Genomic DNA, 13,465 nt, shown 5'->3' on the forward strand with positions numbered 1-13,465 from the left:
AAGTATAAAACAATTATAAAAAAAGCAAAACTCAACCTAAATTATTGGAGAAACAATGTGAATTACAAAGAACTTAATAAAAGCTTAAAAAATAAAGAAATCAGTTCAGTCTATCTGTTTACCGGTCCAGAACAGTACATTGGCCATATGATGGAAAAAACACTGATCGGAACAGAATTGGCCAAGGGCTTGGAGCCCTTGAATTTGACCACCTATAGCGATAAAAATCTGGATGTCTCAGAATTGTTGGCTACCTGTGAAACCCTGCCGATGATGAGCAATAAGCGGATGGTGATTGTCCGGGAAGAGGCCCAGTTGGATAAGATTTCCGATAAAAAGGATTTGGATCGGATCGCAGCCTACCTGGAGAAACCCTGTCCATCGACACTCTTAATTATCTACTGGGAACAACCGGATAAGCGTAAAAAACTGTATAAAAGTCTGATCAAGACAGGTACCCTGGTGGTGTTTGAAAAACTGGATGCCAGCGACCTTAAGGCCTGGATTACCCGGCGGGTTAAAAATGCCAATAAAAAAATCAGTCGCAGTGAATTGGAGCTGTTTATTCAGCGTTCGATGTATTTGATGAATGAGAAAAAAACCATGGAGATGGTCGACAATGAACTCAACAGTCTGATTGACTATGCTGGGGATCGCAATGAAATCACAAAAGAAGATATCCTGCTGATCTTACCGCAGTCGATTGAAGAGGGGATTTTCAAATTGATTGACTATGCCGTCAGCGGGCAAAAAGATCAAGCCCTGCTGATGTTGAATCACTTTTATCTGGAAGGGGAATCCCCTTTTGGTGTCTTTAGTCTATTGCTTCGGCAAATTCGGATGCTGCTGATGGTTAAAATATACAGTACCCGGGGATTGCCGGCCAAAACAGTGGCGACAGAAATGAAGTTGGCCCCATTTATTGTCAATAAGCTGTTAAAAAACGGAAAAAATTATCCAATCGACAATTTATGGGAAATTATGCTACTTGGAGCAGACCTTGATGCTCAGATGAAACTGGGGGAAATCGATCAAAATTTTGCCCTGGAATTATTTTTAATGAAGATTGGATAAAACCCAAACGCTTCGTACCGATGCGTTGGCGTATTAAAAGGAAAGATGAGTACCACCAATACCCCTTGGTCGTTGGTGGTAGGGTAGGATTGCAATAAGCGCTTGTTTTGCACCGACAGGAAGTTTGGTTGTTTTTAAACAATAAAAAAGATGTACCTGAGTAAGTACATCTTTGGATAGACCCTAGAGACACGGGTTTTGGGAATATATAAATGAGGTAATTAAGCAGTCATCTTGTTTAAGATTCTAGCCAAAGTACTTTTTTTACGCGCTGCTGTGTTTTTATGTAAAACACCTTTTGTAACAGCCATATCAAATTTCTTTGTTGCTAAACGAAAAGCTTCCTGCGCTGCTTCGACGTTACCTTCAGTAACTGCAAGTTCAAATTTTTTCACGGTTGTCTTAAGATTAGTTTTCACCATCTTATTTCGCAGACGACTGATTTCATTTGTTTTAGCTCGTTTCATAGCCGATTTAATGTTAGCCATGGGTTCACCCCCCTCATTTATTTATAACATAGCAATTCTAACACATTTACAGCGACTTATCAAGAAAAAACGTGACAAAAAAAATATTTCTTGATAGAATATTGATCTAGGCATAAAAATCAGGAATTAAAATATAATTTAACGATTGATATAGATTGAAAGTTGAGGACAAAAAATTGACAAACAAACAAAAACATACTCGAAATTTTTCGATTATTGCCCATATTGATCACGGCAAGTCAACTCTGGCGGATCGGCTGATTGAAGACACTGGGCTGATGAGCAAACGGGATATGGAAGAACAGTTTCTGGATAATATGGATATTGAGCGGGAGCGGGGCATCACCATCAAGCTGCAGGCTGTCCGCTTGCTGTATACTGCTGATGATGGTGAAGAGTATATTTTAAACCTGATTGATACTCCTGGTCATGTGGATTTCACCTACGAGGTGTCCCGTAGTCTGGCTGCCTGTGAAGGGGCCTTGCTGATTGTCGACGGTTCCCAGGGCATTGAAGCCCAAACCATTGCCAATGTTTATCTGGCCATGGAGAATAATCTGGAGGTCATCCCGGTTATCAATAAGATCGACCTGCTCAGTGCTGACCCGCAGCGGGTTAAGGACGAGATTGAACATGTAATTGGCATCGAAGCCCAGGATGCTCCATTGATTTCAGCTAAAGCGGGTCTTAACATCCGGGAAGTGCTGGAAGCAATCGTTAAAAAAGTGCCACCACCAGATGGTGATGTCGATGCACCGTTGCAAGCGCTGATTTTTGACTCCTATTATGACCAGTATCTGGGGGTTATTGCCTCGGTTCGGGTCGTTCAGGGGAAAATCCGCAAAGGCATGAAAATTGATATGATGGCTGTCGGTAAAAGCTTTGAAGTTAATGAGGTTGGCGTCTTTGGAAAAGGTCTGTTTCCCATGGATGAGCTTTGTGCTGGTGATGTTGGTTATGTCAACGCTGGGATTAAAAATGTCCGGGACACCCGGGTAGGGGATACCATCACCGAAACTAATAATCGGGCCAAGGAACCCTTGCCGGGTTACAAAAAAGTAACCTCCATGGTTTTCTGTGGAATTTATCCGGCTGACGGCTCCCGTTATGAAGATTTAAAAGAGGCCCTGGCTAAGCTACAGCTTAACGATGCCTCACTGCTTTATGAGGCCGAAACCTCAATGGCTCTTGGGTTTGGCTTTCGTTGCGGATTCCTCGGATTGCTGCATATGGAAATTATCCAGGAACGACTGGAACGGGAATTCAATCTGGATCTGGTGACGACGGCCCCCAGTGTTATTTACAAGGTCATCAAAACCGACGGCACTGAGTTATGGGTGGATAATCCCACCAACCTGCCCAATCCGGTTGAGATTAAAACCATGGAAGAACCGATTGTCAATGCTGACATCATGGTGCCCTCTGAATACCTGGGAGCGATTATGGAATTGTGTCAGGAACGTCGGGGTGTTTATCTGACTATGGATTATGTTGAAGAAAACCGGGTGATCCTGAAATATGAACTGCCCCTGAATGAAATCATTTATGATTTCTTTGATGCCCTGAAATCCCGAACCCGGGGCTATGCTTCTTTTGACTATGACATCAAGGAATATCGCCCCTCAGATCTGGTTAAACTGGATATTCTGTTGAATGGTGAACTGGTGGATGCCCTGTCCTTTATTGTCCATCGGGACAAGGCGGCGAACCGGGGACGGGGAATTGCCAAAAAATTAAAAGAAGAAATCCCCCGACAGATGTTTGAAATTCCAGTACAGGCGGCCATTGGTACCAAGGTGGTGGCCCGGGAAACGATTCGGGCGATGCGTAAAGATGTTCTGGCCAAGTGCTATGGCGGCGATATCAGCCGGAAACGAAAACTGCTGGAAAAACAAAAAGAAGGTAAGAAGCGGATGCGTCAGGTGGGTAATGTGGAAGTACCGCAGGAAGCCTTTATGGCGGTTCTTAAACTGGATTCCTGATTTAATGAAAGAAAAACCGGATTGGATGAAGAGCTCGTCCAATCCGGTTTTTTTAAATTTTTGTCAACGGGAAGAAAGATCACGATAGAATTCAAAGGCTTCGGTGCCAGTGAACTTTTCGTGAACAACCTTGCGGATGCTCTGAATCATCGCCACCGGGTTGTCGGCCTGGAAGACGTTTCGGCCCATATCCACCCCAGCAGCGCCTTTTTGAAGGGCTTGGTAGGTTATTTCCAGAGCTTCCTGCTCGGGAACCTTTTTGCCGCCGGCGATAACAATCGGAACCGGACAGGTAGCAGTCACTTCTTCAAAATTATCGCAGTAGTAGACTTTGACAATCTGAACCCCGAATTCTGCCAGCATCCGGGTGGCCAGGGAAAAGTATTTGGTGGTGCGTTCCATCTCTTTGCCCACCGCCACGACGCCCAGGGTCGGGATGCCATAACGGTTGCCGGCATCGACAGTTCTGATGATGTTTTCAATGCTCTGGCATTCATGTTCCGATCCGATAAAGGCCTGTATCGCCATGCAGGTGGCGTTCATCCGAATCGCCTCTTCGATATTAACACCGATGATTTCTTTACTCATATCTTCTTTGAGCACTGAACTACCAGCGGAACAGCGCAGGGCAATGGCTTTGTTATGATCCGGTCGGATACAGGTACGCAGGGCTCCCCGGGTGGCCATCAGCACGTCCGCATAGTCCTGTAGAGGGGGGATGGCCAGGTCCATTCGCTCCAATCCCTGAGTGGGGCCCATGATATAGCCATGATCGAAGGCCAGCATGACGGTATGACTGCTGACAGGATCAAAAATTTTTGATAGCCGGGTTTTCATCCCCCAGTCGACATCGTCCATCCCTTTAACGTGGAAACTCCGTTTTTCCATGGGGTGGTCAAAACCAAAATCTTTGGCCTTTTTGATTGAATCCTGATCTGCCATAGTTATCGACTCAAATAAGGCGTTTTAGCCGGAGCTTCCCAAAAGGCAAGTTTTTCCGGATCCATCCGGGCAAAGAAAAGCTGGAAACCGGCCTGTTCCTGAACCGTTAAAACCTCTTCAACCCAGCTGGCCACAATCTTGATACCTTTTTCGCTGAGGTATTTGTGAACCCGTCGGAAGACCAGTAGCATTTCCATGATGGTGGTGGCGCCGGTACCGTTAACGATCACCATCACCTCTTCTCCCGCTTTCAGATCGAGATCGTTAAGGAGGGCATCGGCCATGATCACCGCAGTTTCATCAGCGCTGGCCATTTTTTGGCGACCGCCGCCGCCTTCACCATGCTGACCCATCCCAACTTCCATTTCATCCTCGCCGAGATCCGCAAAGGATGCGCCGTTTTGGGGATGGGTAGCCGTTTTGCAGGCCACCGCAATGGTCGCCATATTGTCGGCAAAATCCTGGGCAATGGCGGCTACCTCGGCTAGTGATTTTCCCTGGGCGGCAGCAGCGCCACAGATTTTATAAAGCGGCACACAGCCGACCAGGCCACGACGGTTGGCGGCGTCAGAGCGGGGGGCATTGGCAATATCTTCCTGGGTGACCACTTTAATAACATTTAGTCCCAGTTTTTCGACCTCTTTCATGGTTCGGTCACCGGCTAGCATATCACCGGCATGGTTTAAGACCACCAACAGCACGCCTTTGCCCTTGTCAGCCAGTTTTAAGGCTTCCACCACGGCTTTATAACCGGGGGCCGCAAAAATATCGCCAACAACCGAGATATCGATCATCCCTTCGCCGACAAAGCCTTCCAGAGCTGGTTCATGACCGGCGCCACCGATGGTGACAATGGTAAACCGATCGGCAGTGGCCAGTCCTTTGTTGATGATCAGATTGTAGTCAGTCACCTCAAGAATGCTGGGGTTTGCCAGGGCCAGGCCCTCTAATAATTCTGCCGTAATGTTATCCGGATTGTTAATAAATTTTTTCATCGTCATGGTTTTTCCCCCTTATTTACTAAAATTTGGTGAGTGAGAATGGTTATTTCATTTCCATCAGTTCAAGAACGGTACCGTTAACTTTGACAAAAGCAATATCCAGATGGTCATCAACCGTCATCCGTTCATTTAGAACAGTCGCCTGGTGATCCTTGATAAAAGCATCGATGTTGGGGACTTTATAGGCGATGTGGGTAAAATTAACCACATCCGGATGAAACGGAGTACCCTCTTCAAATCGCAGATATTCAAACTTGAAAGGATTGTTATCCGGTCCGGAGATGTGAACCTTTAAACCCTCGGCATAAAACTCCTCTAAAACCGGTTCCTTAACGGGAACCCCGACGTGCATGATTTCGTACATTTTTTTCTCCCTTCAGATAATAAATATTATACTAAATATCCTGTGGCCAGTCCCTCATAAAAATAGGCGAAGGTGACTGAGCCGGGATCTTTATGACCTAAACAACGGTCGCCGATATAGCGGGCGCGTCCATATTTAGCCAGCATTCCGGCGGTGTTATCAGAACCGCTTCGGGCTGCCCGGGCAGCTTCTTCCAGTGTTGTTTTCATATCGGTAGTGGAATTGCGGATCACTTCAGTAGCCGGGTCGATGGCATCCATCATCGTTTTATCCCCAACGACTGCCTTCGAAGTTGCGAAGAACTCGTCATAGGCACCAAGTAGAATCTGCTTGATAAAATCATCGGTAGTTGGCGCATCAGAATCAGCAGCTTCTGCCATGCCATAGACAAAAGCTGAAAACAATGGCCCAGCGGAACCACCGCTGACATCTTCCAGGGCATCTGTGAGGGATCTTAGGCCATCTTTTAGGTTGGTGGTTTCATTCCAGGGCTCAATCTGGTCAAACATCACCTGGGTCAGCTTTTTCATGGTCGTGCCATGATCCCCATCGCCCAGAGCACAGTCCAGATCAGTGAGGATATCAACATGATCGGTGATTTCCCGGGCGGCAGTAAGGAGCATTTTTTTTATTTTCAAGGGTTCAAGCGGCATTCGTTCACCTCCACAAACGTTTACATCTTCGCCATCAGTATAACAAGTGTCAGTAGGGAAGTCAAATAAAATTGACATATGCTAGCTAAAAAATAGATAAATATTTAAAAAATCAAACAAAATTGAAATATGTTGACAGATGATATCTATTGTTATATATTAAACAATATGAAATCTGACATTTGTAAAGAAAGTGGAGCAACGAGATGAAAGAGAAAGAGTTATTGCGACTGATCCAAATTTCAAAGTTATACTACGAAGAGAATAAAACTCAGGCGGAAATCGCCAGAATTATAAATATTTCCCGACCGTCTGTGAGTAATTTATTAACGAAGGCCAGAAAAGCAGGGGTCGTGAAGATTGATATCATGTCCTATGATCACTCCCAAATGGGCTTGAGTCAGTCACTGTGTCAACGATTCAATCTGAAAACCTGTCATGTAATGGAGTCTGGCGAAGATTTTCACCAAACGGCAGCAAGGGTCTTGATGGAGTATCTTGCTAATGCCAGAGTGTTGGGTTTGGGATGGGGTTATAACATCAATAGAGTGATCGAGGCTTTGCCCCAGGCAAAGACTGGCGAAACCGCCCAGGGTATCGTCTGTCCGCTGATAGGAACAGCAACAGTTCCGCATCGCGGTTATCACCCCAATGAATTGGCCACCGATTTGTCTCGTAAGACTGGGTTTCAGGCGGAATACCTGATCAGCCCAGCCTTTCCCACCACAGAACAAGATCAGGAATTATTTATGAATACCACGAATTATCATACTATTCTTGAGCGGTGGCGAAAAACCGATACCGCCATTATTACCCTGGGCAGTTTTCCTCTGGTACCAGATCATGGAACAGCGCTGCGGTTTGGCAAGAAACTGACGCAAGAGAAAGCGGTCGGGAGTCTGCTGTCTTACTTTTTTAATTTGCAGGGCGAGCGGATCGAAGGGGATGATGATTACGCCATCCAGATTCCCTTACGGCTTTTGGCTCGGATCAAACATGTTATTGGCATTGTTCCGCCGGAGTCCAACACCAGTGCGGTCATCAGCTGCTTGCGAACTGGCTACATCAAACATCTGGTGATTGCTGAGCAAACTGCCAAGGACGTGATCGATCAAAATCAAAGCAATTGATAAGGTCAATTCTAATAGGTTAGTCTTGCAATAATGAGGATTTGTGGGTACAATTTAGTATAGAGATCAATTTTCGAATTTGATTTCAGATAAATTTTGAGAAATGTGTTCTCGATGATCAGAATAACCATGAGCTTGATAAATATAAAAAAGAACACATATGAGGAGAAACTGAGATGTTGCATATTGATCGTAGAAAAGAAATTTTAAATACAATTATGAACAAAGGTTCGGTTAAAGTTGCCAGTCTTTCGGAGAAGTATGGTGTGGGTGAGGCGACAATCCGTCGGGATTTAAAATATCTGGCCGAGGAATATGGGATTACATTATCTTATGGCGGTGCTTTCAGAAAAGAAAAAATAAACTATCAGACGACATCAGAAATGGATATTTATAAAAAACGGACCCAGAATATTGAAGAGAAGCGGTTAATTGCTCAAAAAGCGGCAAAAATCATTGATAATGGCGACACCATTGCACTTAATGCCGGAAGCACAGTGGAGCTGATTCTTGACTATATCGAAGATATTCAGGATGTCAATTTGATTACGCTTTCACTGAATGTGGCCTTAAAAGCCTCGGCCATTTCTGGAATAACAGTCTATATGCCGGGAGGAAAGCTACGTAGTTTTTCTGGTGCCTTTTATGGGAAAGAGGCAAATGAGTTCCTAAAAACATTTAATATTGATAAGGCTTTTATGGGCGTCATGGCAGTATCGATTGACAAGGGGATTACCCATGGGGCGTTTGAAGAGGTAGAAATCAATCAAACTATTTATGAAATCAGTAGTAAATGTTATCTTTTGGCAGATTATTCGAAGTTTGATAAGGTTGCATTGACAAAAATGGTTGATTTAAATGTATTTGACGGTTTTATTCTTGACGATAAAACTCCGGAGATTTATCGGGAATATTGTAAGAGCAATAACATCGAAATTATATAAAGATAATAGTTTCAATTATGGTATTGTATTAATACTTTGGGACGCATCGAAAATGACGATGCGTTTTTTTGTTTGATGAAAGGATTTTTGGAAAACGACAGTCAAATAAGATGCTATAAATTCGTAAAAAATAAACATTGAATTAATTAAAAAAAGCATATTTGTTCGATTAAATCAAACATATTAACATAAAGTTACTATAATGTTAACACAAAACTATCATAAAATATTGACAAGAAGATGATGTCGTGTTATATTGTAGTTGAAATAAGCGGTAAAGTAAAATATTTTACGAAATAAAAAATCGAGGCCTCGAAAATATCTAAGAAAACTGCGAATTAATTATGTGTAGAAAGAGAGGAAATAATGAATTCAAGAGAAAGAGTGATGGCAGCAGCCAATCACCAGGAACCAGACCGGGTGCCAGTTGATATGGTACTGACGATTGATGTGTACCGCGATATGAAAAAGCTATTGGATATGGAATATTTGCCAGAGAACCCCAGGATGGGTCGATGGACTGAAGTTCAGATGCCAATTGAGATGATCAAAAAACTCGGGATTGATATGTATTACATTTCCCCGCGATCCGGTGTTTCGGTTCATACCAAGAGTTTTGAAGACGGCAGTTTTACTGATGAATGGGGTTGTTACTGGAAAAAAACTGCCATTGATGGCGGACATTTCTACTTTGAACTGGTCAATCCACCATTGGCACATGCAACATCTATTGAAGACTTGGAGAACTATGTCTGGCCGGATCCGGAAGATCCTAAACGTTACGCCGGACTAAAGGAAGAAATGAACGAGGTTCGGGAAACGACGGATCTCGCAATTCTGGCAAAATTTGCCGGAGCGGTCTTTGAACTTGCAACCTATATGCGGGGCCACGAGCTTTGGTATCGGGATATCGTCAATAATCAGGAATTCGCCCATGCTCTAATGGATAAAATCTGTCAGATTCAAAAACGCACCAATGAAGTTATTATGGCTGAGGTCGGTGAATACGTTGACATTTTAAGACTCAGCGGAGAAGATCTGGGGATGCAGGATCGTCCACTGATGTCGCCAAAAACATTTAAAAAAGTTGTAAAACCCCATTTAAAAGAACATTTTGAACATGCCAAAAAGACCTTGCATCAATACAATCCGCAAGCCAAGATTATGCTGCATTCCTGTGGAGCTATCAAACCATTTATCGCAGATTTGATTGATTGCGGTGTGGATGTGCTTGACCCGGTTCAACCAGCAGCAGCTAATATGAATCGTTATGAATTGAAAAAGGAATTTGGGAACGACATTGTTTTTCATGGCAATATTGATATTCAAAAGATTTTGCCTTTTGGTACAAAAGAAGAGATTACCCATGAGGTTCGTGATGCGATTAAAGCTTTAGCACCTGGCGGTGGATTTTTATTATCCCCGGCGCACAATGTACAGGGTGATGTCAGTGCAGAAAATCTGGTTCACATGGTAAAATGTGTTCATAAATTCGGAAATTACCCCATCAATTTAGAATAAAACGTATAAAAAAGGACAGGTGAAAAAATTGGAGATTTTAAAAAAAATTGCAGAGACGCTTTATGACGGCGACGAACGGGCCATGCTGGGTTTAGTTCAGGAAGCCATTGATGCCGGTTGCGATGCTCAGGAAGTTCTTGATGCGATGATGGCGGGGATGGCGATTGTTGGCGAAGAATTCAGTCGTGATGAACTTTATATCCCGGAAGTATTGTGTTCATGTCATGCGATGATGGAAGGATCGAAAGTATTAAAACCTTTATTAACCGATCAGGACTCGAAGTCGCTGGGAACTGTTATTCTGGGCAGTGTTCAGGGAGATATGCATGATATCGGGAAAAACCTGGTGGGGATGATGCTCGAAGGTAGGGGCTTAAAAGTAATTGACATCGGCATTGATGTGCCAGCCGAAAAATTTGTTGAAGCGGCCATTGAGCATCACGCTGACATTGTCGCCTGTTCGATCTTGCTCACCACTACCATGCCAGAAACTCCAAAGGTTGTTAAAGCGTTTGTCGATGCGGGCATTCGCGACAATGTCAAAATTATGATTGGTGGCGCACCCATCACACAGGATTTCTGTGATCGAATGGGATGTGATGCCTTTGCGAAGGATGCTGGTGGTGCAGCTGCTCTGGCTGTTGAACTGTGCCTAAAATAACAACTAGCTAAATCAGAATAAAGAAAACCAATTGTGGTTGTTGCATAAATCACTTTTGTAAAGTAAAAATGCAACAACCAGTACACAGGAGAAGACATGATAATTATCGGAGAAAAAATTAACGGAACCATTCCGTTGGTCAAAGACGCTATTGAAAAAAGAGATTCCGCTTTTATCGCAAACCTGGCGATCACGCAGGCAGAGGCGGGTGCAGATTATCTTGATGTTTGTGCCAGTACCACACCGGAACTGGAGATCGAAGCCCTGAAATGGCTCATGGATGTTGTTCAGGAGGCCACTGAGACACCACTGTGCATTGACAGCCCCAACCCCCGGGTTATTGAAGCTGTTTTTAAATATGCGAAACAACCAGGATTGCTGAATTCAATTTCGGGGGAGGGAGATAAATGTGACGTGTTGTTGCCGTTGCTGGCAGGAACCGCATGGGAAATCGTCGGTTTAACCTGCGATGACTATGGGATTCCTAAAGATGCTGAAACGAAGGTGAAGATCACCGAAATCATGGTTGAAAAAGCGGCAAAATACGGCATTACACCCGATCGGATTCATCTTGATCCCTGCTTATTGGCGCTGGCAACAGAGAACGGATCATTCTTAAATTTTGTTGAGGAAATCAGTGCAATCAGAGAACTGTACCCGGATATTCACATTACCTCGGGTTTGAGTAATATTTCCTTTGGATTACCAGGGCGGGCTCAGGTTAATCGAACCTTTATGGCACTGGCCATTCAAGCTGGGATGGATTCGGCAGTGATGAATCCCACCAACAGAGATATGATGGGAACGATTTTTGCAACCTATGCACTACTTGGGCAAGACCGAAATTGCCGTAAGTATAGCAAAGCGTTTCGCGCCGGGATTATTGATTCAAATAAAAAGAAAGTCTGACGGACGTACGTTTTAACGAAATGAATCATGTCAATCTCTGAAGTTGCCTTGGAATAGATTGGATGCTAAAAATCAAAGTGTTAATTCAGTTAGCCCATGCCCTCCAATTTATTTGTTTGCATTCCCTATTTTGCAATCAAAACAAACATTATTTTTCATTCTAAGACAACGTCAGGGATTGACTTATCGAAACGAAGATGTAAACGTTTGTTTGTGATTAGGACCAATGAATACACACAGACATTTTAGTAAATCATGTTAGGAATTACATAAATTAAATTTTAAAGGAGTAAGAAATGGAAAAGTATGTACTCGTCATTGATGAAGGAACCACCGGTACGCGAGCTTTGATTTTCAATCAAAAACTGCAAATTGTAGCTCAGAGTTATGAAGAATTCACCCAGTACACCCCCAGTGAAGACAAGGTCGAGCATGACGCCGTGGAAATTTACGAAAAAAGCGTGGCTATGTGTCAAAAGGCGATTGGCGAGGCCATGATTTCACCGGAAGAAATTGCCTGCATCGGGATTACCAATCAGCGGGCAACATGTTTGGTATGGGATAAGCTAACCGGTGAACCCTTATACAATGCCATCGTTTGGCAGGATACCCGAACCGCCGCCTTCTGTCAGGAATTAAATGCTGGCGAATGGGGCGAAAAAGCAAGAAAGACCACCGGTTGGACATTGGGACCGGTTTATTCTTCGATGATGCTGAATTGGTACATTAATAATGTGCCTCTGATCAAAGAAAAAATTGCGACTGGCGAAGCCCTCTTTGGTACCATCGATACCTGGCTGATCTGGAAATTAACCGGTGGAAAAAAACATGCCGTCAGTTATTCCAATGCCTCGGTTATGGGCAGCCTTGATTTAAGAACCGGGAAATGGTATGAGGAATTCCTTGCTTTTCTTGGCATTGATACAAAAATATTTCCAGAAATCATTACGGACTCCGGAGATTATGGAGTCGTGCAGAAAGATATTCTGGGTGCAGAAATTCCGATTACCGGTGTGATTGCTGACCAACATGCGGCCTTATTTGCCCAGGGATGCCGAACGGCAGGCACCGGAAAAATCACCAATGGTACGGGCTCATTTTTGGATATCAACGTTGGTACCGAATGCGTCATTTCTGATCAGGGACTGAATACGGTTATTGCCTGGAAACTTGGAAATGTGATGACGTATGCCCTGGAAGGATATGAATCGGTGACTGGTTCTGCCGTTCAATGGTTGAGAGATGGCTTGGAAGTGATTGCCGAGTCCAGTGATACTGAAGCCCTGGCCCGATCCGTAGAAGATACCAATGGGGTGTACTTTGTTCCAGCCCTGGCAGGATTGAGCGCTCCTTATCATGATCCTTTTGCCCGGGGAACGATATTTGGCATCACCCGGGGAACGAAGAAAGCCCATCTGATCCGTGCCACCCTGGAAGGGATCGCCTTTAGACTAAAAGATATTATGGATGTTGTGGCTAATGAAGCGGGCATAAAGATGAAAGCGATACGGATTGACGGCGGAGCCTCAAAAAACAACCTATTGGCGCAAATGATGGCGGATATGATGGATGTTCAGGTAGACCGTCCATTCTCGGTAGAGGCAACCAGTTTAGGTGCGGCAGAAATGGCAGGACTTTATGTTGGGTTATGGAAAGAAGCAGATTTTGATGCAGCCCTGACGATTGAAGCAAGCTTTACCCCGGAAATCGTTGCTGAGAAACGCAACAAAGCATATGATGGATGGCAGGAAGCCATTAAGCGTTCAATGAACTGGAACTACTAGGGGTAATCAAAA

Annotated in this window: 13 protein-coding genes; 8 read left to right on the forward strand and 5 right to left on the reverse strand. The window is 44.1% G+C overall.

The features are described from left to right. The first annotated feature begins 57 nt into the window (after positions 1-57). Entirely contained in the window at positions 58-1,074 is a 1,017-nt protein-coding gene (gene holA, locus CHL1_RS07295; RefSeq protein WP_148638317.1) for a DNA polymerase III subunit delta, read from the forward strand. A gap of 221 nt (positions 1,075-1,295) precedes the next feature. Here the strand turns inward: holA and rpsT are convergent, their stop codons facing one another. Continuing rightward, positions 1,296-1,562 carry a 30S ribosomal protein S20 gene (gene rpsT, locus CHL1_RS07300; RefSeq protein ID WP_070372062.1) on the reverse strand — a complete coding sequence of 89 codons (267 nt, stop codon included), beginning with the start codon at positions 1,560-1,562 and terminating at the stop codon, positions 1,296-1,298. A 176-nt stretch (positions 1,563-1,738) separates the two neighbouring features. On the opposite strand from rpsT, the gene lepA reads away from it, so the two are divergent. Continuing rightward, complete coding sequence (gene lepA / locus CHL1_RS07305; RefSeq protein WP_070372183.1) at positions 1,739-3,544, forward strand: translation elongation factor 4; 1,806 nt, start codon at positions 1,739-1,741, stop codon at positions 3,542-3,544. 63 nt (positions 3,545-3,607) lie between these two features. Here lepA and lsrF read toward each other — a convergent pair whose 3' ends face one another. Genes lsrF through CHL1_RS07325 form a run of 4 tightly spaced genes read right to left on the reverse strand, consistent with a single transcriptional unit; the run spans position 3,608 to position 6,504 of the window. Next, positions 3,608-4,486 carry a 3-hydroxy-5-phosphonooxypentane-2,4-dione thiolase gene (gene lsrF / locus CHL1_RS07310; RefSeq protein WP_250935679.1) on the reverse strand — a complete coding sequence of 293 codons (879 nt, stop codon included), beginning with the start codon at positions 4,484-4,486 and terminating at the stop codon, positions 3,608-3,610. Between the two features lie 2 nt (positions 4,487-4,488). After that, on the reverse strand, positions 4,489-5,487 hold the full coding sequence (locus CHL1_RS07315; RefSeq protein WP_250935681.1) for a dihydroxyacetone kinase subunit DhaK: 999 nt from the start codon (positions 5,485-5,487) through the stop codon (positions 4,489-4,491). A 43-nt stretch (positions 5,488-5,530) separates the two neighbouring features. Next, positions 5,531-5,851 (reverse strand): VOC family protein, encoded by a 321-nt coding sequence (locus CHL1_RS07320; RefSeq protein WP_070372059.1) that lies wholly within the window; start codon positions 5,849-5,851, stop codon positions 5,531-5,533. Between the two features lie 26 nt (positions 5,852-5,877). Then, positions 5,878-6,504: a dihydroxyacetone kinase subunit L gene (locus CHL1_RS07325; protein WP_250935682.1), complete on the reverse strand. Its 627-nt coding sequence runs from the start codon at positions 6,502-6,504 to the stop codon at positions 5,878-5,880. A gap of 206 nt (positions 6,505-6,710) precedes the next feature. Between CHL1_RS07325 and CHL1_RS07330 the strand changes: the two genes are divergently transcribed. From CHL1_RS07330 to CHL1_RS07355, 6 genes are all read left to right on the forward strand, one after another. Beyond that, positions 6,711-7,634, forward strand: coding sequence for a sugar-binding transcriptional regulator (locus CHL1_RS07330; protein ID WP_250935684.1), 924 nt, complete (start codon positions 6,711-6,713; stop codon positions 7,632-7,634). Between the two features lie 176 nt (positions 7,635-7,810). Beyond that, positions 7,811-8,578 (forward strand): DeoR/GlpR family DNA-binding transcription regulator, encoded by a 768-nt coding sequence (locus CHL1_RS07335; protein WP_070372056.1) that lies wholly within the window; start codon positions 7,811-7,813, stop codon positions 8,576-8,578. Positions 8,579-8,944: 366 nt separating this feature from the next. Beyond that, complete coding sequence (locus CHL1_RS07340) at positions 8,945-10,099, forward strand: uroporphyrinogen decarboxylase family protein (protein ID WP_228879409.1); 1,155 nt, start codon at positions 8,945-8,947, stop codon at positions 10,097-10,099. Positions 10,100-10,127: 28 nt separating this feature from the next. Further along, on the forward strand, positions 10,128-10,760 hold the full coding sequence (locus tag CHL1_RS07345) for a cobalamin B12-binding domain-containing protein (RefSeq protein WP_250935686.1): 633 nt from the start codon (positions 10,128-10,130) through the stop codon (positions 10,758-10,760). A 96-nt stretch (positions 10,761-10,856) separates the two neighbouring features. Then, on the forward strand, positions 10,857-11,669 hold the full coding sequence (locus CHL1_RS07350; protein ID WP_250935687.1) for a methyltetrahydrofolate cobalamin methyltransferase: 813 nt from the start codon (positions 10,857-10,859) through the stop codon (positions 11,667-11,669). A 296-nt stretch (positions 11,670-11,965) separates the two neighbouring features. Beyond that, entirely contained in the window at positions 11,966-13,453 is a 1,488-nt protein-coding gene (locus tag CHL1_RS07355) for an FGGY family carbohydrate kinase (protein ID WP_250935697.1), read from the forward strand. The last annotated feature ends 12 nt before the right edge of the window (positions 13,454-13,465 follow it).

The sequence above is a fragment of the Acetobacterium wieringae genome, assembly GCF_023700225.1.
GTDB lineage: Bacteria > Bacillota > Clostridia > Eubacteriales > Eubacteriaceae > Acetobacterium > Acetobacterium wieringae.